The sequence below is a fragment of the Pseudomonas sp. D3-10 genome (assembly GCF_051132175.1).
Lineage (GTDB): Bacteria > Pseudomonadota > Gammaproteobacteria > Pseudomonadales > Pseudomonadaceae > Aquipseudomonas.
The window spans coordinates 5,523,170-5,545,454 of record NZ_CP071668.1 but is presented as its reverse complement, the minus strand read 5'-3'; the positions used below and the strand labels follow the sequence as shown (position 1 = coordinate 5,545,454).

At 61.1% G+C, this 22,285-nt stretch carries 24 protein-coding genes; 12 read left to right on the top strand and 12 right to left on the bottom strand.

What is annotated here, in order from left to right:
* The first annotated feature begins 81 nt into the window (after positions 1–81).
* From J3P90_RS25260 to J3P90_RS25250, 3 genes are all read left to right on the top strand, one after another.
* Positions 82–1,002 (top strand): LysR substrate-binding domain-containing protein, encoded by a 921-nt coding sequence (locus J3P90_RS25260; protein WP_420765159.1) that lies wholly within the window; start codon positions 82–84, stop codon positions 1,000–1,002.
* A 183-nt stretch (positions 1,003–1,185) separates the two neighbouring features.
* Positions 1,186–3,162 (top strand): methyl-accepting chemotaxis protein, encoded by a 1,977-nt coding sequence (locus tag J3P90_RS25255; RefSeq protein WP_434675550.1) that lies wholly within the window; start codon positions 1,186–1,188, stop codon positions 3,160–3,162.
* A gap of 320 nt (positions 3,163–3,482) precedes the next feature.
* Complete coding sequence (locus tag J3P90_RS25250) at positions 3,483–4,697, top strand: aldose 1-epimerase family protein (RefSeq protein ID WP_434675549.1); 1,215 nt, start codon at positions 3,483–3,485, stop codon at positions 4,695–4,697.
* A gap of 6 nt (positions 4,698–4,703) precedes the next feature.
* Here J3P90_RS25250 and J3P90_RS25245 read toward each other — a convergent pair whose 3' ends face one another.
* Both J3P90_RS25245 and J3P90_RS25240 read right to left on the bottom strand, forming a co-directional pair.
* Positions 4,704–6,197: a YifB family Mg chelatase-like AAA ATPase gene (locus J3P90_RS25245; protein ID WP_434649687.1), complete on the bottom strand. Its 1,494-nt coding sequence runs from the start codon at positions 6,195–6,197 to the stop codon at positions 4,704–4,706.
* A 257-nt stretch (positions 6,198–6,454) separates the two neighbouring features.
* The gene (locus tag J3P90_RS25240) at positions 6,455–6,715 is read right to left on the bottom strand and encodes an accessory factor UbiK family protein (RefSeq protein WP_420765155.1); all 261 of its coding nucleotides are present in this window, start codon (positions 6,713–6,715) and stop codon (positions 6,455–6,457) included.
* Positions 6,716–7,128: 413 nt separating this feature from the next.
* On the opposite strand from J3P90_RS25240, the gene glnK reads away from it, so the two are divergent.
* From glnK to sutA, 4 genes are all read left to right on the top strand, one after another.
* Entirely contained in the window at positions 7,129–7,467 is a 339-nt protein-coding gene (gene glnK / locus J3P90_RS25235) for a P-II family nitrogen regulator (RefSeq protein WP_002555808.1), read from the top strand.
* Between the two features lie 33 nt (positions 7,468–7,500).
* Positions 7,501–8,835 (top strand): ammonium transporter, encoded by a 1,335-nt coding sequence (locus tag J3P90_RS25230; protein ID WP_420765154.1) that lies wholly within the window; start codon positions 7,501–7,503, stop codon positions 8,833–8,835.
* Positions 8,836–9,048: 213 nt separating this feature from the next.
* Positions 9,049–9,474 (top strand): secondary thiamine-phosphate synthase enzyme YjbQ, encoded by a 426-nt coding sequence (locus J3P90_RS25225; protein WP_420765153.1) that lies wholly within the window; start codon positions 9,049–9,051, stop codon positions 9,472–9,474.
* Between the two features lie 101 nt (positions 9,475–9,575).
* The gene (sutA, locus tag J3P90_RS25220) at positions 9,576–9,899 is read left to right on the top strand and encodes a transcriptional regulator SutA (protein WP_420765152.1); all 324 of its coding nucleotides are present in this window, start codon (positions 9,576–9,578) and stop codon (positions 9,897–9,899) included.
* A gap of 114 nt (positions 9,900–10,013) precedes the next feature.
* Here sutA and J3P90_RS25215 read toward each other — a convergent pair whose 3' ends face one another.
* From J3P90_RS25215 to lptM, 6 genes are read right to left on the bottom strand one after another with little or no spacing between them, the layout of a single operon-like run.
* Positions 10,014–10,718: an HAD family hydrolase gene (locus tag J3P90_RS25215; RefSeq protein ID WP_434675548.1), complete on the bottom strand. Its 705-nt coding sequence runs from the start codon at positions 10,716–10,718 to the stop codon at positions 10,014–10,016.
* Positions 10,715–11,614, bottom strand: coding sequence for a tyrosine recombinase XerC (gene xerC, locus J3P90_RS25210; protein WP_434651219.1), 900 nt, complete (start codon positions 11,612–11,614; stop codon positions 10,715–10,717). Before xerC ends, J3P90_RS25215 begins: the two co-directional genes overlap by 4 nt.
* 2 nt (positions 11,615–11,616) lie before the next feature.
* A complete protein-coding gene (locus J3P90_RS25205) occupies positions 11,617–12,339 on the bottom strand; it encodes a DUF484 family protein (protein WP_420765150.1) in 723 nt (240 codons plus the stop codon).
* 13 nt (positions 12,340–12,352) lie between these two features.
* Positions 12,353–13,183, bottom strand: a complete 831-nt coding sequence (dapF, locus tag J3P90_RS25200; RefSeq protein ID WP_420765149.1) for a diaminopimelate epimerase — start codon at positions 13,181–13,183, stop codon at positions 12,353–12,355.
* A gap of 4 nt (positions 13,184–13,187) precedes the next feature.
* Positions 13,188–14,435, bottom strand: coding sequence for a diaminopimelate decarboxylase (gene lysA, locus J3P90_RS25195; protein ID WP_434675547.1), 1,248 nt, complete (start codon positions 14,433–14,435; stop codon positions 13,188–13,190).
* A gap of 9 nt (positions 14,436–14,444) precedes the next feature.
* Positions 14,445–14,615 (bottom strand): LPS translocon maturation chaperone LptM, encoded by a 171-nt coding sequence (gene lptM, locus J3P90_RS25190; RefSeq protein ID WP_033034938.1) that lies wholly within the window; start codon positions 14,613–14,615, stop codon positions 14,445–14,447.
* 225 nt (positions 14,616–14,840) lie between these two features.
* Here lptM and cyaY point away from each other — a divergent pair, with 225 nt between their 5' ends.
* From cyaY to rnk, 3 genes are all read left to right on the top strand, one after another.
* Complete coding sequence (gene cyaY / locus J3P90_RS25185) at positions 14,841–15,173, top strand: iron donor protein CyaY (protein WP_420765147.1); 333 nt, start codon at positions 14,841–14,843, stop codon at positions 15,171–15,173.
* A 4-nt stretch (positions 15,174–15,177) separates the two neighbouring features.
* Positions 15,178–15,396, top strand: a complete 219-nt coding sequence (locus J3P90_RS25180) for a DUF1289 domain-containing protein (RefSeq protein WP_420765146.1) — start codon at positions 15,178–15,180, stop codon at positions 15,394–15,396.
* A gap of 167 nt (positions 15,397–15,563) precedes the next feature.
* On the top strand, positions 15,564–15,974 hold the full coding sequence (rnk, locus tag J3P90_RS25175) for a nucleoside diphosphate kinase regulator (protein ID WP_420765145.1): 411 nt from the start codon (positions 15,564–15,566) through the stop codon (positions 15,972–15,974).
* Between the two features lie 8 nt (positions 15,975–15,982).
* On the opposite strand, the gene J3P90_RS25170 is transcribed toward rnk, so the two are convergent.
* The 3 genes from J3P90_RS25170 to J3P90_RS25160 all read right to left on the bottom strand — a co-directional run bounded on the left by J3P90_RS25170 (position 15,983) and on the right by J3P90_RS25160 (position 19,686).
* The gene (locus tag J3P90_RS25170) at positions 15,983–18,826 is read right to left on the bottom strand and encodes a class I adenylate cyclase (RefSeq protein ID WP_434675546.1); all 2,844 of its coding nucleotides are present in this window, start codon (positions 18,824–18,826) and stop codon (positions 15,983–15,985) included.
* Between the two features lie 178 nt (positions 18,827–19,004).
* Entirely contained in the window at positions 19,005–19,250 is a 246-nt protein-coding gene (locus J3P90_RS25165; protein WP_030129110.1) for a TIGR02647 family protein, read from the bottom strand.
* A 145-nt stretch (positions 19,251–19,395) separates the two neighbouring features.
* Positions 19,396–19,686, bottom strand: a complete 291-nt coding sequence (locus J3P90_RS25160) for a hypothetical protein (RefSeq protein WP_420765143.1) — start codon at positions 19,684–19,686, stop codon at positions 19,396–19,398.
* Positions 19,687–19,810: 124 nt separating this feature from the next.
* Here J3P90_RS25160 and J3P90_RS25155 point away from each other — a divergent pair, with 124 nt between their 5' ends.
* Positions 19,811–20,470, top strand: coding sequence for a glutathione S-transferase family protein (locus J3P90_RS25155; RefSeq protein ID WP_434675545.1), 660 nt, complete (start codon positions 19,811–19,813; stop codon positions 20,468–20,470).
* A 130-nt stretch (positions 20,471–20,600) separates the two neighbouring features.
* Here J3P90_RS25155 and argH read toward each other — a convergent pair whose 3' ends face one another.
* Positions 20,601–21,995, bottom strand: a complete 1,395-nt coding sequence (gene argH / locus J3P90_RS25150; protein ID WP_434608903.1) for an argininosuccinate lyase — start codon at positions 21,993–21,995, stop codon at positions 20,601–20,603.
* Here argH and J3P90_RS25145 point away from each other — a divergent pair.
* Entirely contained in the window at positions 21,994–22,266 is a 273-nt protein-coding gene (locus tag J3P90_RS25145; RefSeq protein ID WP_434608905.1) for a hypothetical protein, read from the top strand. The genes argH and J3P90_RS25145 overlap by 2 nt on opposite strands.
* Positions 22,267–22,285: the final 19 nt, after the last annotated feature.

Here is a 22,285-nt window from a genome sequence, read left to right as displayed (position 1 = left end):
AAAAAGATCGCTGGCATGATTAAAACTCATGCTGAATGGGTTTCTGGTAGGGTTTGCAAACCACGCCATGGAGCTTTTGCGATGTCACGCCGTCTTCCTCCGCTTTATGCGCTACGGGCATTCGAAGCCGCGGCGCGCTACAGCTCGTTTACCCGCGCCGCCGAGGAGCTGTCGATCACCCAGAGCGCCGTCAGCCGGCACATCCGCACACTCGAAGATCACTTTGCCTGTCGACTGTTCCAGCGCAGCGGGCGCAACCTGCAACTGACCGAGTCGGCGCGCCTGCTGCTGCCGGGCGTGCGGGAGGGCTTCATGGCGCTGGAGCGGGCTTGCCACACATTGCACGGAGAAGACGGCATCCTGCGGATGAAGGCGCCATCGACCCTGACCATGCGCTGGCTGCTGGCGCGCCTGAGCCGCTTTCGCCATCTGCAACCGGGCAACGAAGTGCAGCTGACAAGCGCCTGGATGGACATCGACTCGGTGGATTTCAATACCGAGCCCTTCGATTGCGCAGTCCTGCTGGGCAATGGGCATTTCCCTGCGGACTGGGAGGCCAGCCTGCTGTTTCCCGAGGAGTTGATACCGGTCGGCGCTCCGAACCTGCTCAATGACCAACCCTGGGATGTGGCGCGATTGGCCAAGGCCGAGCTATTGCATCCCACTCCGGATCGCCGCGACTGGCGCAATTGGCTGCAGCGCATGGGCTTGGCTGACAAAGTCTCGCTCAGGGGCGGTCAGGTGTTCGATACCCTGGAACTGGGCATGATCGCGGCCGCGCGCGGCTACGGCGTATCCATGGGCGATTTGTTGATGGTGGCCGAGGACGTTGCCCAGGGGCGCTTGAGCCTGCCATGGCCAACCGCTGTCGCCAGCGGCGAGCATTATTACCTGGTCTGGCCGAAAACCCGGCCCGGGGGTGAACGTTTGCGCCGGCTCAGCGACTTTCTCCAGAGCGAGGTGAAGGCCATGCAACTACCTGAGGTCAAGCGCCTGGGCTGAAACGTTGCAGTCGCCGTGCTAGCCACTTGGTATTATTCCTTCCAAAGCCCTCAAGTATTCGGCGTTACGGCCGAAGGTGAACATAGAACCTTCGTTCAGAAAGGGCCAATACCTACCTCATCGAATCAGATGCCGAGCGTGCGATGTGATCAAGATGATCCAGTCTCTCGGCCAGGAGCCGTCATGTCTCAACCTCGTGCCCGGATCGCCTCACAGCTAGGCCTTGCCCTTGCCGTGATACTGGCGGTCGTGATCTCCGGCAGTACTGTCTTTGCCTTGCGTTCGCTTGACGCTGCAAACCTTTCTACCCGTGAAGAGCATCTCGCGAGCGAAGCGCGGCTGATGGCCGATCAGCTCAACACGTTCCACAGCACGTTGCGCGAAAGCACCCAACGGCTGGCGGGTCTGTTCGAAAAGCGTTTCAGCGCCGGCTTGAGCGTGCATCCGGACCAGCCGGTGACGGTGGCGGGCGTTCAGACGCCTGGCTTGAGCCTTGGCAGCGAAGTGTTGAACAACAATTTCAAGGAAGTGGATGATTTCAAGACGATGACCGCCGGCGTGGCCACGGTATTCGTGCGCAGCGGCGACGATTTTGTCCGCGTCAGTACATCCGTCAGCAAACAGGACGGTACGCGCGCCATCGGTACTGTGCTCGACCGCGCCGGACCGGCCTACGGCCCGGTGATCAGCGGCCAGAGCTACATTGGCCGGGCGTTGCTGTTCGGGCGCTTCTACATGTCGCAGTACACGCCTGTGCGTGATGGCAGCGGCAAGATCATTGCCGTGTTGTACGTAGGATTCGATTACACCGATGCGCAGAATGCGCAGCTCGAAAACCTCAAGCGCTTCCGAATCGGACAGACCGGCTCGCTGGCGTTATTGGACGAGCAGAACAAATGGTTGGTGCCGCCGGCCGGTGTGCAGGCACTGGACCGTGCTACCGCGGCCATCACAGCGTTGGTCAAGAAGCCTGGCAAGGGTGCTTTCTGGGACGACACCGCGGAAGAGTTCTATAGCGTTGCCGTGCCGTTCGAGGGCGGGCCCTGGTCGGTCGTGGCGAGCATGCCGAAAACCGAGATCAACGCAGTGACCTGGAACGTCGGTACGCAACTGGCGATCGGCAGTTTGCTGGCGATGTTGCTGGCGGTCGGTGCGGCGGTATGGCTGTTGCGCAGCAAACTGGCTCCCCTCGGTGACTTGGTGCGTCAGGCCGAAGCCTTGGGCGCCGGCGACCTGAGCGTGCGCCTGAATGTGTCGAGCCACGACGAGATCGGCCAACTGGCCCGTGCGTTCAACCAGATGAGCCAAGCCTTGTCGACCATGGTCGAGCACATTCGCAAAGCCTCCCAAGAGGTCAACAGCCGTGCCCAGGCGCTCTCCGGATTGTCCAGTGGCGCCTATGAAGGGATGGAGCAACAGTCCGGCGAGATCACCAGCATGGCCGGGGCGGTGGAAGAATTCAGCGCCACCTCCCTGAACATCGCCGACAACATGGGCAATACCGAGCGCCTGGCCCAGGACAATGCCCAACAGACTCGCATCGGCCGTACCTCGATGGACGAAGCGTCATCGTCCCTGGAACAGATCGCGGGCGCCTTGAACAGCACTGCAACGGTCATCAACACGCTGGGCCAGCGCTCCCAGGAGATCGGCGGCATTGTCGGTGTGATCACTTCGATCGCCGAGCAAACCAACCTGCTGGCGTTGAACGCCGCCATCGAAGCTGCACGGGCGGGCGAGCAGGGTCGTGGTTTTGCCGTGGTAGCTGACGAGGTTCGGAGCCTGGCCTCGCGCACTCGCCAGGCCACTGACGAAATTTCCGGCATGATCAACAGCATCCAGCAGGAAACCGGCAACGCCATCAGCACCATGGAGAAGGGCAACCTGCTCATGCAGGAAGGCCTGTCGCGTAACGCCAACGTGGCCTCGGCCCTGGCGCGTATCGATGAGCAAAGCCGCTCGGCCGGCCAGCAATTCGCCGCGATCACTACGGCTACGCAGGAGCAAAGCAGCACCGCGACCCTGCTCAGCAGCAACCTGCAGAGTATTGCCATGGCCAACAGCGAACAGCGCGAAGTGGTTTCGAACCTGGCGATCACCGCCAAGGAACTGGAAAAACTGGCGCAGGACCTTCGCAAAGAAGTCGATCGGTTCCGCTGAAACCGTCCCCTCACGAGCAAGCCAACCCAATCCCGTTGCAAGGGAGCTTGCTCCCGCGGGCCTGCATAGCAGGCCCGTGGCTTTTCAGGCAGACCTTATCGTCGCGTCTTGCGACTGCTGCGCAGTCGAGCGGCAGCAAGCTCCCCCGCCACCGGTTCTAGGCTGCATAGGCAAAAAATCACCGCGAGCAAGCTCGTTTCCCGCAAAAAATCTCCAATCTGTAGCCGTGTGCTTTTTCAGGTAGTTGCTGTTTTTTTGGCTTGCTGAAACGTTTCTTCAAGTCTATAAAAACCGCACAACTCCAACAAAAGGCCGTCTCCATGAATTCCCTAAGACTCTTCGTTGCCCTCGGCGCCTTGGGCGTAGCTTCCCATGCGATGGCGTGGGATTACGTACTGCTCGACTCCGATAAAGCCGCCCAACCCTGGCAAATCACCAGCCAACAACTGGGCGTGAAAACCGATAAGCCGTTTTCCGTGACGATGCGCACCCTCCACGGGGGGCGTCAGGAAGGCGTGAGCATTGTCGACATCGACAACGGCACTCTTAAGCTGTCAGTCGTCCCGACCCGCGGCATGAACGTGCTTCAAGCCTCGGTCGGCGATGTGCGCATGGGCTGGGATTCGCCGGTCAAAGAAGTGGTCAATCCAGCATTCATCGAACTCAACGGCCGAGGTGGCCTGGGCTGGCTCGAAGGCTTCAATGAGTTGGTGACCCGCTGCGGCTATGAGTGGGTCGGCCACCCCGGCATCGACAACGGTGAACTGCTGACCTTGCATGGGCGCGCCGCGAACATTCCGGCGAACAAAGTCACCTTGCACATCGATGAAAAGCCACCTTACGCCATCACCCTGCGAGGCGAGTTGAAGGAGCAGGCGTTCAAGAAGGTTGACTTCTCGGTCCAGACTGAATTGGTCACCGAGCCCGGCAGCGTGACCTTTTCCCTCAACGACACGCTGACCAACAATGGCGATTATCCAAAGGAATACCAGGCGCTCTATCACAGCAATTTCAGCACGCCATTCCTGGAGCAGGGGGCCCGCTTCGCCGCCCCGGTCAAACAGGTTTCGCCGTTCAACGACAAGGCCAAGGGCGACCTGAAGGATTGGACCACCTATCGAGCTCCCACCAAGGACTACGATGAAACCGTTTACAACGTCGTGCCTTACGCCGACGCCAAGGGCGATACGCTGACCGTCCTGCACAACAAGGCCGGTAGCCTCGGCGTTTCCGTGGGCTTCAATACCGGGACGCTTCCGGTGTTTTCCCTGTGGAAAAACACCGATACCCAAGGCCAGGGCTACGTGACCGGCTTGGAGCCAGGTACCAGTTTTTCCTATAACCGCCGCTACCAGCGTCCGCTGGGCCTGGTGCCCAGCATCGCACCGAAAGAGCGCAAGCAGTTCCAGATCCACTACAGTCTTCTGGCGGACAAGGGGGCCGTGGACAAAGCCCTCAAGCGCATTGATGACATCCAGGGCGATCGAAAAGTCGAGGTGCGAGACATACCGCTGGTGGACCTGAGCAAGCCGTGACCTGTTTCATGGCGTTGCGGGCCGGTATTGCAGGGCTTCGGCCAGGTGCTCGCGGCTGATCCGTTCCAACTGCTGAAGGTCGGCCAGCGTGCGGGCGACCTTCAGCAAGCGGTGGGCGGCTCGCAGCGACAGGGACAGTCGTTCGCAGGCGGTTTCCAGCCACGCCTCGTCGGTCGAGGACAGTTTGCAATGGCGGCGCAGCCCCGGTAGATCGAGGAATGCGTTGGCACAGCCTTGGCGGGTTTGCTGGCGTTCCCGGGCTTCGGCCACCCGCTCGGCCGCGGTGGCGGTGTCGTCACCCGGTTCGCCTTTGGGATTGAGCGCCGTTGCTTCCCGCGCCACGGTCAGGTGCAGGTCGATGCGGTCGAGCAAGGGGCCGGACAGCTTGTTGCGATAGCGCTGCACCATGTCCGGTGTGCACGAGCAGCGGCCGCTGGGCTCGCCAAGGTATCCACAGGGGCAGGGGTTCATGGCCGCTACCAACTGGAAGCGGGCCGGGAAGCGCACGCGATCGCGGGCGCGCGAAACCACGATATGCCCCGACTCCAAGGGCTCCCTCAGGACTTCCAATACCTTGCGATCAAACTCTGGAAGCTCGTCCAGGAACAGCACGCCGTGGTGGGCGAGGGTGATTTCCCCCGGTTGCGGCTTGGAGCCTCCACCCACCAGGGCAGGGCCGGACGCCGAATGGTGTGGCTGGCGGAACGGCCGTTGCGGCCAATGGCTCAAGGGCACGCAACTGGCGACCGACTGTATAGCCGCGACCTCCAGGGCCTCGCTTTCGGCCAGCGGTGGCAGCAACCCCGGCAAACGACTCGCCAGCAGCGTCTTGCCCGTACCGGGTGGGCCACTGAACAACAGGTTGTGAGCTCCCGCTGCCGCGATCAGCAGGGCGCGCTTGGCTCCGGCTTGACCTTGTACTTCGCTGAGGTCGGGATAGGGTTTGCTGGCCGAGAGCAGCCCGTTGGACACAAAAGGCTCGACTGGGACGTGGCCGTTGAAATGCGCCACTGCTTCGAGCAGATGGTCCACGGCGATCACCTTCAGCCCCGACGCCAGGCAAGCTTCCTCGGCGTTGGCCCGGGGTACCAACAGCATGCGTCCAGCCTTGCGTGCCGCCAGCGCCGCGGGGAGCACGCCGCGTACCGGTCTCACGGCGCCGGACAATGCCAGTTCGCCGAGGCACTCCACGTCGTCCAGCATCAAGGTCGGCACCTGCACGCTGGCCGACAGGATTCCCAAGGCAATCGCCAGGTCGAACCGGCCTCCGTCCTTGGGGAGATCCGCTGGCGCCAGGTTCAGGGTGATGCGCCGCGCCGGGAAATTGAGCCCTGAATTGATGATCGCGCTGCGCACCCGGTCCTTGCTCTCCTTCACCGCCGCCTCCGGCAGGCCGACCATCGTCAGTGACGGCAAGCCGTTGGCCAGATGAACCTCAACGGTAACGGCAGGGGCTTCGACCCCCACTTGGGCGCGGCTGTGGACGATGGCGAGCGACATGAAGCGTTCCTTGACTGATGGAGAGCCGCATCCTGCGGCTCTTGAAGACTAGTCCGGGGAAACTGAGAGGGCGGGGCAATTGAAGGGGCAAATTTTCGCAGGATGTTGCGCAAGTGGGGGCATGAATGAACAACCGTCATTCAGACGGTTGTTTTTCAGTTGCCGTTACAGGCGGCGAGCCCCTGCCGGCGCTTTGGATGATCTGGTGGGCCTGGGACAAATCACGCGCTTAAGGCCGCATCCCTGGCGCGAGGTACTCACTCGTCCTTGGGGTCGAGTCGCGCCTCCAGCTCGGCCACCTTGGCTTCCAGGCTCTCCAGCCGTGCCCGGGTCCGGGCCAGCACGACCATCTGGCTGTCGAATTCTTCCCGGCTGACCAGGTCCAGCTTGCTGAACCCGCTTTGCAGCAGGGCCTTGAACTGGCTTTCGATTTCATTCTTGGGGAGTGGCGTGTCGCCGCTCAACAGGCGGGAGGCGTGGCCGCTCAGGGCGTCGAGGAGGTCTTTGGGCGCGAGCATGTCAGGTGTCCTGGAAACAATGGCGGGCAGTGTATCACGCAGTGTCTATAGTCAATTCGCGGCTCGGGTTGCACGCTTTTCGCGCACGGCCCCGGGCATCATCGCACCGTTGTTGTGCGTATCGCTGCGGTTCGTGGTTCGGCGCAGACCGGCGCAACGGGTAAAGGGTTGAAATCAGGGGGGTTGGGTACAGATGGCAAGCTTTCTGCTTAGTGGCTGGTGACCCATGCACTGATGCAGTCGCTGTGACGAATGCAGTGCAGCAGGCGGAGCGCGGAGTTTCGTCAGGAGTAGTCAGCTGGCACCGGTCGGGCAACTTGGGCCGACGACGCGTTACAAAGCCAGGCACTGCGCTTAGACTTGAGTCGGGTTTGTTTTCCTGGGGCAAGTCCACCAATTCGGGAGAGAGTTTCATGAAGCTAGTCACTGCCATCATCAAGCCGTTCAAGCTGGACGACGTACGCGAGTCGCTGTCCGAAATCGGCGTGCAGGGCATTACCGTTACTGAAGTCAAAGGCTTCGGTCGGCAGAAAGGTCATACCGAGCTGTATCGCGGCGCGGAATACGTGGTCGACTTCCTGCCCAAGGTGAAGATCGATGTCGCCATCGACGACAAGGATCTTGATCGGGTCATCGAGGCGATTACCAAGGCCGCCAACACCGGCAAGATTGGTGACGGAAAGATCTTCGTGGTCAATCTGGAACAGGCCATTCGCATCCGTACCGGCGAAACCGATACCGACGCTATCTAAGCCGTCAAACCCAACGCCCCAGGAGAAAACAATATGACTCTGCGTAAATTCGCAGGGCTAGGAGCCCTGTTGTCCTTCGTAATGCCTGGCCTGGCCATGGCGGAAGAAGCGGCAGCCCCAGTCCTCAACTCCGGCGACACTGCCTGGATGCTGACTGCCACGATTCTCGTCCTGTTCATGACCATCCCTGGCCTTGCGCTGTTCTACGGCGGCATGGTTCGGTCGAAAAACATTCTTTCGGTGATGATGCAGTGCTTCGCCATCACCGGTCTGATCAGCGTCCTGTGGGTCATCTACGGCTACAGCATCGCGTTCGACACCACTGGCATGGAACAGGGCGTCGTCAACTTCAATTCCTTCATCGGCGGCCTGGGCAAGGCATTCCTGGCGGGCGTCACCCCGGCCAGCCTGACCGGTCCGGCTGCATTGTTTCCAGAAGCGGTGTTCATCACTTTCCAGATGACCTTCGCCATCATCACCCCAGCGCTGATCGTCGGTGCCTTTGCCGAGCGGATGAAATTCTCCGCCATGCTGATCTTCATGGGCGTGTGGTTCACCCTGGTGTATGCGCCGATTGCGCACATGGTCTGGTCCGGCAACGGCGGCCTGATGTGGGATTGGGGCGTGCTGGACTTCGCCGGCGGCACCGTGGTGCATATCAACGCCGGTATCGCCGGTCTCGTAGCCTGTCTGGTATTGGGCAAGCGCAAAGGTTTCCCGACCACCCCAATGGCACCGCATAACCTGGGTTATACCCTGATGGGCGCGGCCATGCTGTGGGTAGGCTGGTTCGGCTTCAACGCCGGCTCCGCCGTCGCGGCCAACGGCACTGCCGGCATGGCGATGCTGGTCACCCAGATCGCCACGGCTGCCGCGGCACTGGGCTGGATGTTTGCCGAGTGGATCACCCACGGCAAGCCAAGCGCGCTGGGCATTGCCTCGGGCGTGGTGGCCGGCCTGGTTGCAATCACCCCGGCTGCCGGCACCGTGGGCCCGATGGGCGCCTTGGTCATCGGCCTGGCGGCGGGCGTGGTGTGCTTCTTCTGCGCCACCACCCTCAAGCGCAAGCTCGGCTATGACGACTCCCTGGATGCCTTCGGCGTACATGGCATCGGCGGTATCCTCGGGGCGATCCTGACCGGTGTATTCGCTGCACCGGCACTGGGTGGCTTCGGCACCGTGACCGATATCGGCGCACAAGTGTGGATTCAATTCAAAGGCGTGGGTTTCACCGTGATCTATACCGCGGTCGTGACCTTCATCATTCTCAAGGTACTGGACGCCGTCATGGGCCTGCGTGTCTCCGAGGAAGAAGAAGCCGTGGGCCTGGACTTGGCCCAGCACAACGAGCGTGGTTACAACCTGTAAGCAACGCGCAAAAAAAATGCCCGGTTCGCCGGGCATTTTTTTGTCTGGAATTTGTCATTGCTCACAAGGTTCGCCGGTTTTTTCCGACGCCTTTTGTTGTGTATACGACATGGGTTTTTCTACCGCCAAAGACTTACATCGAGGCAGGAATATTAGGCCCTTTGTTTTTTTCCAGAGCGCGCTAGAATGCGCGCCGAACGTGCGGAGATCTGTATGTGGCAACAGACGCTGATAACCCTGCGGGCGAGGCCCCGGGGCTTTCATCTGGTGACGGACGAGCTACTCGCCGGCCTGCCTGAACTCAAGGCATGTCGTGTCGGTCTGTTGCATCTGTGGCTGCAGCACACCTCGGCCTCGTTGACCATCAACGAGAACGCCGATCCGGCGGTACGTCGAGACTTCGAACGATTTTTCAATCGGCTGATCCCACAAGGAACCGCCGGCTATGAGCACAACGACGAAGGCCTGGACGACCTCCCGGCGCACTTCAAGGCCAGTGTGCTGGGATGTCAGCTCAGCCTTCCGGTGACGGCGGGACGGTTGGCGTTGGGTACCTGGCAAGGCGTTTATCTGGGCGAGCACCGAGATCATGGCGGTGCTCGTAAAGTCCTCGCCACCTTGCACGGTGAAGGGGCATGACCGCTGCTTGTCAGCGGATCTTGAATTTTTTCTGGCAGCCTTCGACAGATGGCGAAGCTGGGCTATAACTAATCTGCTTTTCGCAAGTCATGAGGTAGAACATGAGCGACGATGATCTGGAAAACGACGACCTCGAAGTAGGTGACGAAGACGAGACCGAAGAAGGCCTGGAAGCGGCGGCTGAAGATGTTGCCGACGACGAAGGTGCCGATGTTCCGGTCCCCACTGCCAAAGGCAAGGCCAAGGCAGCGGTATCAGTCGACGAGTTACCGAGCGTAGAGGCCAAGAACAAGGAGCGTGACGCGCTTGCCAAGGCCATGGAGGAATTCCTGGCCAGGGGCGGAAAGGTGCAGGAAGTGGAGGCCAACGTGGTCGCCGATCCGCCCAAGAAGCCCGACAACAAGTATGGCAGTCGCCCTATCTGAGCCTCTGTTTCTTGCTTGCTGAAAAAGCCCGCCGTCGCTGCGGGCTTTTTCATGGGCGGGATAAACTCCCCTGACAGGCTCGGCCCTGTGGGAGCAAGCTCGCTCCCACAAGGTTCAGGGTTGGCTATGCCACGCCGCTAATAATCCTGGCAGTTCGGTCAGGCTGCGAATCTCCGCATCCGGTGCGTGATCGGCATCCCAGGCCTTGCCCATCGGGTTGAACCACACCGCACGCAGGCCGGCCTGCTGGGCGCCGGCGATGTCGTCGCCCGGGTGATCGCCTACATGCACGGCGGTCTGTGCCGTGGCACCGCCGCGCTGCAAGGCTTCCTCGAACAGTCTTACGTCAGGCTTGGCGATGCCAATGTCCTCGGCGCACAGGGCAAACTTGAAATAATCCGCCAGCCCCAGGCGTCGCACGTCGGCGTTGCCGTTGGTGACGACGCCAAGTGCGAAATGATTGGCGAGGATTTCCAGGGTCGGCTGTACGTCTGGAAAGATCTCCAGTTGATGGCGGGCATGCAGGAATGCTTCGAATCCTTGGTCCGCCAACTCAGAGGCTCGCCACTGGTCGTAGCCGGCATCTTGCAGCGCCCGGAACAGCACGCGCCTGCGCAACGCACTGATGCGGTGCTTGAGGTTCGGTTCTTCGCTGAGCACTTGGGCGCGGATCGCCCACAAGCGCTCCACGGGAAAATCGCCCAGGTCGGGTGCGTTGTCGGTCAGCCATTGACGTAGTACGGCTTCGGCGCTGGCGATCACCGGCGCGGTGTCCCACAGCGTGTCGTCCAGGTCGAAGGTGATGAGCTCGATGGTCATGATTCGTCGCCTTTGATGCGTTTGGCCCTGGGGTGGGCACTGTCATAGACCGACGCCAGGTGCTGGAAATCCAGGTGGGTATAGATCTGGGTCGTCTTGATGTCCGAGTGGCCAAGCAGTTCCTGGACGGCACGCAGGTCCTGGGAAGATTCCAGCAGATGACTGGCGAACGAATGCCGGAGCATATGCGGGTGCAGGTTCTGACCGAGCTCCCGTTCGCCGGCGGCCTTGACCCGCAGCTGGATGGTACGTGGGCCCAGGCGTCGGCCTTGCAGGCTGACGAAGACCGCGTCATCGACGGGGTTGGTCAGCGCTCGTAGTGGCAACCAAAGCTCCAGGGCTTCTCGGGCCTTGCGGCCGATAGGCAGCAAGCGGGTCTTGCTGCCTTTACCGAGTACCTGAACCAGGCCGTCGGCCAAGTCCAATTGGTCCAGGTTCAGCCCCGTCAGCTCGGAAAGCCGCAGGCCTGAGGAGTAGAAGAGTTCGAGGATCGCCTGGTCCCGTCGCGCCATGAAATCATCCTCGACGGCGCCATCGAGCAATTGCAAGGCACGGTCGGTGTCGAGGGTCTTCGGCAACCGGCGTTCGCCCTTGGGGGGTGCCAGGCCTGTGGCTGGATCGTGATCGCACAGGCCCTCGCGATTGAGGTATTGATACAGGCCGCGCACCGCCGACAACAGTCGCGCCAGGCTGCGGGAGGATTGCCCTTGCTGATGCAGGCGAGCAACGAGGCTGCGCAGGCGCTGGATATCGAGGGCCGACCAGTTGTCGATGTTTTGCTTCTGGCACCAGCCCCGCACCTTTTCGAGGTCACGACGGTAGGCCGACAGGGTGTGAGGGGACACCTGGCGCTCACTGCGCAGGTGTTCGCAGTAGGCGTCCAGTTGCCGCTCCATCATCAGCGTACCGAACGCAGCGAACCGGCAACCCGTGGCAGCACACGGCCGGTCACTTCGGCGATATAGCTCAGGAACAGCGTACCCACCGAGCTCTTGTAGTGCTGCGGATCGCGACTGGCGATGGCCAGCACGCCATGCACGCCTTGGTGGGCGATGGCGACAACGGCGGTGGAGCCGATCTGCTTGCGCTGTTCTTCGCCAAACAGGAAATCCAGCTCATGTTCGCGCAGGCTGCCACTGACGCTTTTGTTTTCGGTAAGCAGCCCGCCAATGGCCGTCTGCGCGTCGGCGTGGGTGACCCAGCGGCCCACCGGCATCGCGTTGTCGCCAAACAGGATCAGGCTGACAAAGGGCACCTGGAAATCCTGGCGCAGGCTGTCTTCGACGCTCATTACCAGGTCTTCAAGAGTACTGGCGTCCATCAGCGCGAGGATCAGCCGACGGGTCTTGTCGAAGAGCCGGTCGTTGTCCCGGGCGACGTCCATCAGGTGCGAGAGGCGATGGCGCATTTCGATGTTGCGTTCACGCAGGATCTTCATCTGGTGCTCGACCAGCGACACGGTATCGCCGCGCCGGTGGGGGATCCGCATCGTTGCAAGCAGGTCTTCATGCTCGACGAAGAAGTCCGGATGCGCCTCCAGGTAGGCGGCCACGGCCGCGGCGTCTGAGGGGCTCGAGGATTCGTCGGGCTGCGGGGCTGGAACCTTTGGCTTGTCGGTCATGGGTTTGGCTCACTCAAAGACGAACTTGTCCTTCGTATACGCGTACGGCCGGGCCGGTCATCATCACCGGTTGGCCTGGGCCTGCCCATTCGATGGACAGACGCCCGCCGGGCAGGTCGATCAGCAGCGGCGAATCCATCCACCCCTGGCTGATCGCGGCGACGGCTGCGGCGCAGGCGCCCGTGCCGCATGCCTGGGTTTCCCCGGCGCCACGTTCCCATACACGCAGTTGGGCGCGGTGGCGATCGATGACCTGCAAAAAGCCGACGTTGACGCGCGCCGGGAAGCGCGGATGGTTTTCGATCTTTGGTCCCAGGTCGTGTACGGCAGCGCTGTTGATGTCGTCCACGCGCAGTACGGCATGGGGGTTGCCCATGGAGATCGCCGCCAGTTCCACCGCGGTGCCGTCGACGTCCACGGTATAGCTCAGGGCTTGGGCTGGCGCTTGGAATGGGATATCCGCCGGCACCAGGCGCGGGGCGCCCATGTTGACGCCGATCTGGCCGTCACTGCGCACATCCAGTTCGATGATGCCGCTTTTGGTCTCGACGCGAATCTGCCGCTTGGCGGTCAGGCGCTTGTCCAGCACGAAACGGGCGAAACAGCGCGCGCCGTTGCCGCACTGCTCCACTTCCGAACCGTCGGCATTGAAGATCCGGTAGCGGAAATCCACGTCCGGGTTGTTTGGTGCCTCGACGATCAGCAATTGGTCGAAACCGATGCCGGTGTGCCGGTCGCCCCATTGTTTGGCGTGCTTGGGCAGGATATGCGCGTGCTGGCTGACCAGGTCGAGGACCATGAAGTCATTGCCCAGGCCGTGCATCTTGGTAAAACGCAGCAGCATGGTTTTACTCCGGCAGCAGGCTTTCGCCGGCAAACAGTTCGGCTACCGTCTCGCGGCGGCGTACTTCGAATGCCTGATCACCGTCCACCAGCACCTCGGCGCAGCGGCCGCGGGTGTTGTAGTTGGAACTCATGACAAACCCGTAGGCGCCCGCCGAATGAACGGCCAGCAGATCGCCTTCTTCCAGCGCCAACTCCCGGCCCTTGGCAAGGAAGTCGCCGGTTTCGCAGATCGGCCCGACGATGTCGTAGGGGCGGGCCGCGGTATCGCGAGGGCGCACGGCTGTGACGTCCATCCAGGCCTGGTACAGCGCCGGGCGGATCAGGTCATTCATCGCCGCGTCGACGATGGCGAAATCCTTGTGCTCGGTTTGCTTGAGGTACTCGACCTGGGTCAACAGCACGCCGGCGTTAGCGACGATGTAGCGGCCGGGCTCGAACATCAGCGCCAGGTCACGGCCTTCGAGGCGCTCGCGCACGGTCTTGATGTAGTCGGCCACCAGCGGTGGCTCTTCATCGCGATAGCGCACGCCGACACCGCCGCCCAGGTCGATGTGACGCAGGTAGATGCCGCAATCGCCGAGGCGATCGACAAGCGCCAGCAGGCGGTCGAGGGCGTCAATGAACGGTTCCAGGGTGGTCAGTTGCGAGCCGATGTGGCAATCGACGCCCAGCACTTCCAGGTTCGGCAGTTGGGCGGCGCGTACGTACACGTCCTCGGCGTCGGCAATGGCGATGCCGAACTTGTTTTCCTTAAGGCCCGTGGAAATGTACGGGTGGGTGCCGGCGTCGACGTCCGGGTTCACGCGCAGGGAAACCGGCGCACGAACACCCAGTTCGGCGGCGACGACTTGCAGGCGCTCCAGTTCGTCAGTGGATTCGATGTTGAAGCAGTGCACGCCGACTTCCAGGGCGCGACGCATGTCTTCGCGGGTCTTGCCGACGCCGGAGAACACGATTTTGTCGGCACTGCCGCCCGCGGCCAGCACGCGCTCCAGCTCGCCACCTGACACGATGTCGAAGCCTGCGCCCAGGCGCGCCAGGACGTTGAGCACGCCCAGGTTCGAGTTCGCTTTTACAGCGAAGCACACCAGGTGCGGCATGCCTTCGAGGGCATCGGCGAACGTCCGGTACTGGGCTTCGATGTGGGCCCGGGAATAGACGTAGGTCGGCGTGCCGAAACGTTCGGCGATCGCGGACAGGGCAACCCCTTCCGCGAACAGCTCCCCGCCACGGTAGTTAAAAGCGTCCATGGCGGTCCCTTAGTAAGTGGTCTGGGTGTCGTGCGAGTGGGACTTGGATTGCGACGACTTGGCCTGCTCTTCAGGGGACTTGCTGTCATCAGGCAGGTACAGCGGACCTTTTTGACCACAGGCTGTCACAAGGCAGGCAACCGCGACGAGCGCAGCAAGGGAAGAGATCAGGCGCTTCATGGCGAAATCCTTGAAAATGCGTTAATTGCGCCGGAGTATACCGGCCACCCGACAGCTTGCCTATGCAACGGGGCGCCCGTCCGGCGGGCCTTGGGCTCCAGGGGCGTTCATTCGATGGACAATGTTCAGCACCCACGGGCCCTTGGTCGTTATCCTTTGCATTCAGCCGGGCGCGTCCGTATCTTGCGGCGCTTGAGCATGATCAGACATTTTGAGGTTGTCGCAATGAGTTTGACTGAAGCCCGTTTCCACGATCTGGTCGATGAAACCCAGGAAAAGCTGGAGGATATCTTCGACGAGAGCGACCTGGACATCGACCTGGAAATCTCCGCCGGCGTACTGACCGTCAAGTTCGAAAATGGCACCCAGCTGATTTTCAGCCGCCAGGAGCCGTTGCGGCAGTTGTGGCTGGCGGCGGTGTCCGGTGGTTTCCACTTCGACTACGACGAGGAAAGCGAGCGCTGGATGTGTGACAAGAGCGAAGAGCAACTGGGCGAGATGCTCGAGCGCATCGTCAAGCAGCAGGCTGGCGTCGAATTCGATTTCGAAGGTTTGTGATTCCGTGAGCCAGACCGTCCCGGCGCGGCCGCCCAAGCCGCTCTACAGCAATGTCAGCCCGGCCGTGCCGTCGCCGTGCACCAGTGTGTGCAAGCTCGATGAACGCAAGGTCTGCCTGGGGTGTTTCCGGCATGTGGAGGATATACGCGAATGGCGCTCGGCTGATGATGAGCGTCGGCGGTTGATTTGCGCCGAGGCGCTCAAGCGCAAGTCGCTGGTTTAATCGCTGGATTGGCGAGAGCGCTTTTGTGGCGAGAGCCCTTGGGTTGTATATTTTTTGAGCTGTGGTAGTGTCCAGCAACGCCTCAACTCATCGAGGCGCGTGAAAACCCCGTCTTTATGTGGCGGGGTTTTGCTTTTTCGTGCAGAAGAAAGGAGTCTGCCTGAATCATGACCGCACCTTCCATCACCCTTACTCGCTTGGACGTGCAGCGTCTGGAGCGTTTGATCGACAGCCTGGATGAAACGCTTCCCGGCGTGATCGCCTTGCAAACCGAACTGGATCGCGCCGAGAACCTGGTGGGTCACGATGAAGTGCCTGCCGATGTCGTAACCATGAACTCGCGGGTGCACTGTCGCGAGGAAAGCAGCGGCAAGGATTATCACCTGACGCTGGTCTACCCCAAGGATGCCAACGCCGACGAGGGCAAGATTTCGATCCTGGCGCCGGTGGGCAGCGCCTTGCTGGGCTTGAAAGTCGGCCAGCACATCGACTGGCCGGCGCCGGGCGGCAAGACCTTGAAGCTGACATTGCTGGAGGTCGAGTCGCAGCCGGTCAACGGTGGCGACTGCGCATTCTGAAGCCCGCCTCAGACCTGGTTCAGCGCCTCGTTCAGTGCCCGTTCCAGGTCGGCTTTGTAGCGCAGGAACAGGATACTTGGGCTGGCGCCGTCACCCACCAGGCCCGAGAGGTCCAGGTCGGTGATGTAGCAACGATAGCGTTCGGCGTCGCGGCGCTGCCCGACAATTTCCCTGGCGACCACATGAAACAATTGGTCGCCATGCTCCAGTTCCGAAAATTCCCGCTGATCGCAATACAGGGTGACGTGCACTTGTCCGTGCGCCGCTTTGCCGATGATTGCTTGTACGTCATAGAACGGTTTGTTGACCGGCGTCTGCGGCGCCTGTCGTGATTCGACCCTCCGGGCCCGCCCGTTCCCTGAAGGCAGGAGCTGGTAATAGAGCATTTCCAGCGTGACCGGCTGGGCAGCGTCCATCGGTAGCAACGCATCGCGGCGGTACAGCACCGATTGCAGGAACCGCTGCAGCGGTACCAGCAGGCTCTGTTCGTCGTGATAAGGCAAGCGCTGCTGCCACAAGGCGTTGAGCTCATCGAGCACGTACAGCTCGGCTTCGTCCTCATAGACCCGGTAGAACACCTGGATGCACTCGGGTTGGCCCATGGGCAGGATCAGCGCCACATCGTGATCTTCCAGCGCCATTGAATCCAGGTGCAGCGGGCTATAGGCCGTCAGCTCTTCCCCCAGATAATCCATCAATGCCGACAGGCTGCCCAGCGCCACGTGGCTGACCTGGCCCGGCACCAATTCCAGTACGTGGTAGTGCTGCTGGACTTGCAGCAGATAACGGTAATTGAGCTTGCTCAATAGCAGGGTCTGGGTGGTCTCGATGACTTCTTCGACCCGGCGTGCGATGAATTGCGCGCGGTTGTGACAGAAGCACCGGACCTGCAAGCGCGGCTGGCGTTGTATCGCAGGCAAGGCGTTGAGGTAGTCGCGCAAGCAATCGAGCAGGGCATGCTCGCCGTCGAAGCGGTTGACCAGCACTTCATTCCAGCTATTGAGCGTGACCTGGTCGAGGGTCAGCACCAGGTTTTCCCGGACCCCGGCGTAGCTCAGGGAATCGGTGCGCTCGGTGGTCATCAGGATGTTCAGGTCGCGGTGATGCTTGAGTGGGTCGACGCCCACGTTTACCAGAATCAACACTTCACTGGGCACGCTGGCGTGGAGCAACTGTTCTTCGTCGACCGTGGCCAGGGGCAAAGCGATGGCCTGCTGCAAACTGCCCAACAGGTTGAACAGTTCAAACTCGCTCAGGTCGCTTTCGCCCGGGTGCAGTGCCAGACGCGTGCTGCTGTCGACCACACCGTTGCGATGGCACCAGGTGAGTAATTCAAGCAGCTCGCGGCTGCGTTTGATGGGGGCGAAATTTTCCCATTCCAGCGCGTTCAGGCTGCCGTTGTACAAACCCCATTGGTTTTGCCCGGGCTCTTTCTTGTTCGGCGACTGGACCAGGGTCAGGGTGTCTTCCGCCAGGTCCGGGGCAATCCCGGGATTGATGAACTCGACCTTGTCGGCCTTGCGCTCGAAGGCCGCGTACAGCCGGCGACCGAGAACATTGAGGTCGCGCTTGTTGATCAGGCTGACGGTTTTCTCGGTGCGGGCGAACTGGGTCAGGAAGCGATAGCTGTAGGTCAGCTCGTTGACCAGGGCCCGCCGCTCGTTGCTGACTTGGCGCACCTTCCACTGGCTGCGGCTGTCCAGCAGCGCCAGTTGACGTTGGTCCCAGCCCCAATCCCGGGCCAGGCGCTCCAGCAGGTTGCGCTGCCAGCCGCTGCTGCGAGCATGGCCGGTGAGCTTGCGATTGACCTTCAGGTACAGGGCGCGCCGGATCAGTTCCAGACGTTCCGGCTCGCCGCGGGCGATCAGGTATTCCTCGAGGCGGCGATAAACGACCATGTACGGATCCAGCTCATCCAGATCCAGGTGATTGGCGAACACCGCCTGCTTGAAACGCAGGCTCAGGCAGCGGACATCCGGATGTTCGCTGGCGTAGACCTCGGTCAGCAGTAGCTTGAGCACCGACTTGTAGGGCGATTCGATTCCCTTGAATAACTGCCAGAGCCCGGCGCCGATGAATTCTCCCGGCGGGATGTAGGCCAGGTGACCCAAGTCCAGAGTCTCGTCCGCACGAATGAAACGCTTGGAGATCAGCGTATGGGTGTACTGCTGGTAGTTTTCCTCTTCGTAGACCGGCACCAGCCACCAGATTGGCGTACGCCCGGCCAGCCAGATCGCGGTGCGATAGAACTCATCCAGCAACAGATAATGCTGGGTGGTTCCACAGTCGTCGGAGCTGAGCTGATTGTCCCGTTCGCCGCGGACGAATCGCTGCGGGTCGATGAGGAAGAAGTGCGCTTCGGCGCCCTGGGTGGCCGCCCAAGTCTCCAGCAACTGGCATTTCTTTCGCAGTTCGGCCAGTTCGTCGTCGCTCAGGTCCGGGCCATGGCACACCCAAACGTCCATGTCGCTCTGATCGGCCTGGGCCAAGGTGCCGAGACTGCCCATCAGGAACAGGCCGAGGATGGGCCGCGGTGGGTTGCTGCCGTGGCGAGGTTTGTACGAGAACGAGCGAGTCAGCCGCTGGGCCTCGGCGAGGACGTCGGTGTCGGGTTCGTAATTGGACAGCCCGGCCGGTGTGCTGCCCGAGACATAACCGGGCAACAAGGGATGGTTGACATGAAAAAACAGCGGAAGCAGCGTCAACACGCCCTGCTGGCGGGTCGACAGCCCTTCGAGGGCGCGCTCCATTCGGCCGCTGTTGAGCTTGAGGAAACGCGCGCGCAGCTGGCTCAGGACCTTGCGGTCGATTCCCTCGTCCAGATCGGGGCGTATTTCATGGTTGCGGGTCATGTCAGCTCAAACCGGATCGCGGCGTCGAACGTGGGGAAAAAAACAGGTGATGGCAGGATAGCGCCCGGTTCCTGGAATTCTTGAGCTGGAAAACGCGGTCGAGCCAAGTATTTTTACGGAGGCGCCACGCGCCTGCGGAAATCCCGAGCAGAGGGATTCCCGTGGGCGAGGCGGAAAATCAGGCGGTTTCTTGGACGCTAAGAATCGTCAGGACCGTTTGCACATTCTGTGCGGCATCACGGCCCAGGCTGGTCAGGTAACCGCCATCGGGTTGGGTGATGAGTTCTTTGTCAAACAGGCGTTGGGCAGCGGCGATGGCTTTGGGGGCAGCGGTCTGATGAATTTTCAGGCCTTCCTGGGAACTGTCCAGGTTGAAGAGTGCAAGGATTTCCAGTTCGGCAACCAGCTCAGGGGTAAGCGACATAAGGACTCCAGACTTTCTAGGAATTTGGACGACAGCGTCACTAAGGTGAGCGCACTTGGGCGAGCTGTCCAGTGTCAGAGTCATGGTTTTTTGTCCGGGAACTTTTTCATGGCGAGGGAGCCAGCTACCTCGCCACAAGAACAGCTTAGTTTTTTTCCGGCGGCAACTCGGGCAGGGCGCGCAATGCAGCTTCGTACCACTCGGTATTGAACGGACGGTCTTCTTCGAGGATCGCGTCGATTTCCACCGCCAGTACGTGGGCCATCAGGTTGAGAATTTCTTCACGCTCATAACCCACCAGGGTCAGCTTGTTGAACGTGGCCTTGGCCGCTGGTGGATTGTCGCTTTCGATCTGATTCTCGATGGCCTGGATCAGCGTATTCTCGACGAACTCTTCTTCGTCAATGTCGTTGCCGTTGTCGATGGGCTCGCTCATGGCAGCCTCCTCTGGGAAAAGGCGCCAGTTTACCTGTATTCAGCGGCGTGATGCGCCTGGCGCGAAACACGCCGGCGGTCTATAACCCAAGGCTGCCAACCCCGCACGGCCTGGAGGCTATGGAATGCTCAAGCTTTATGGTTTTTCTGTCAGCAATTATTACAACATGGTCAAGCTGGCTCTCCTGGAGAAGGGAGTGCCCTTCGAAGAAGTCCAGTTCTTTGGCGCCCAGACTCCGGAAGCGCTGGCCATCAGCCCGCGCGGCAAGGTTCCGGTGCTGAAGACCGAGCAGGGTTTCATCAACGAGACCAGCGTGATCCTTGAGTACATCGAGCAAACCCAGCCAGGCAAGGCCTTGCTGCCAACGGACCCGTTCGGGCGAGCCCAGGTATTGGCCTTGTGCCGGGAAATCGAGCTGTACATCGAGCTGCCGGGGCGCGCCTGTTATCCGGAAGCGTTTTTCGGCATGTCGGTGCCCGATGCGATCAAGGAAAAGGCCAGAGGTGAATTGCTGTTGGGGTTCGCTTCGCTCCGCCGGCACGGCAAGTTTTCGCCTTATGTGGCGGGAGAGGCGTTCAGCATCGCGGACCTGTATTTCTACTACAGCCTTTCGTTGGTTTTGCAGGTGGGCAGGAAAGTCTTCGACATCGATCTGTTGGCGGACATGCCGGCAGCCAGGAGCTTGATGGAGTTGTTGGAGCAGAATCCGCACGTGCAGCGGATCGCGGCGGATCGGGATGCTGAGATGCCCGCGTTTTTGGCGAAGATCGCTGCCAGGAAATGAAATTCTAGCGCCTTGCAGATCGCCATCGCGAGCAGGCTCGCTCCACGGTTAGATCTTCAGTGAACACATATTGTGTGAGCCTGCGCAGATCAAATGTGGGAGCGAGCCTGCTCGCGATGCTTTTGGCTTTTTAGCGGCTGGCAATCAGCGCCTGGCCACGCATCACGGCGGCCTTGACCTGCGCCGGTGCGGTGCCGCCAATGTGATCACGTGCATTGACCGAACCTTCCAAGGTCAGCACGGCGAACACGTCTTGCTCGATCTGGTCGCTGAACTGGCGCAGTTCGTCCAGGCTCATCTCTGCCAGGTCCTTGCCGCTGTCTACGCCATACTTCACGGCATGGCCGACGATTTCATGGCAGTCCCGGAACGGCAGGCCACGGCGCACCAGGTAATCGGCCAGGTCAGTGGCGGTGGAGAAGCCGCGCAGGGCCGCTTCGCGCATGACCGCATGCTTGGGCTTGATGGCTGGGATCATGTCGGCGAACGCCCGCAGCGAATCACGCAGGGTGTCGGCAGCGTCGAACAGCGGCTCCTTGTCTTCCTGGTTGTCCTTGTTGTAGGCCAGCGGTTGGCCTTTCATCAGGGTCAGCAGGCCCATCAATGCGCCGAACACCCGGCCGCTCTTGCCGCGTACCAGTTCCGGTACGTCGGGGTTTTTCTTTTGCGGCATGATCGAGCTGCCGGTGCAGAAACGGTCGGGCAAATCGATGAACTGGAACTGCGCGCTGGTCCAGAGCACCAGCTCTTCGGAGAAGCGCGACAAGTGCATCATGGCAATGCTCGCGGCGGCGCAGAATTCGATGGCGAAATCGCGGTCCGAGACATTATCCAGCGAATTGCCACCGACGGTGTCGAAGCCCAGCAACTGGGCGGTGTATTCACGGTCGATCGGGTAGGTGGTGCCGGCCAGCGCGGCGCTGCCCAGGGGCATGCGGTTGGTGCGCTTGCGGCAATCCACCAGGCGCTCGTAGTCACGGCTGAGCATTTCGAACCAGGCCAGCATGTGATGCCCAAACGTTACAGGTTGGGCGGTCTGCAGGTGCGTGAAGCCCGGCATGATGCTCTCGGCCTCGCGCTCGGCTTGTTCCAGCAGACCTTTTTGCAAGCGGGTGATTTCGGCCAGGATCAGGTCGATCTCATCGCGCAGCCACAAGCGGATATCGGTGGCGACCTGGTCGTTGCGGCTGCGGCCGGTGTGCAGTTTCTTGCCGGTCACGCCAATGCGATCGGTCAGGCGCGCTTCGATGTTCATGTGCACGTCTTCGAGGTCAACGCGCCAGTCGAATTGGCCGGCCTCGATCTCGCCCTGGATGGTCTTCAGGCCATCGATGATGCTGTCGCGCTCGGCATCGGTCAGCACGCCGACCTTGGCCAGCATGGTGGCGTGGGCAATCGAGCCCATGATGTCGTGGCGATACAGGCGCTGGTCGAAGTTGACGGAGGCGGTGAAGCGGGCGACGAAAGCGTCGACGGGTTCACTGAAGCGGCCGCCCCAGGACTGATTGGTCTTGTCAGTGCTCATGAATTCGCTCGTGATCGGCTGGAAAAAGATAACGGTTAACGCTGGCCCGGATGATAACAGGGTTGCCGGGGCTGGCGCTGGCACTGCTCGGCAGGTTTTTTACCGTGCGGGTCAACCATTGCATGGGTTTTTTGCACAAGGATATTTTTCGATTGAGCAATATCGTCGTGGCAACCGTCTACAGTGGACGGTAGGTCTTTGCTTTTTCATCCTGGACGCATCGGACGCACCATTAAAGGGGGGTGCTCATATTGGTCAGATCGAGTCTTAACAAACCCTGTGGCGACGCT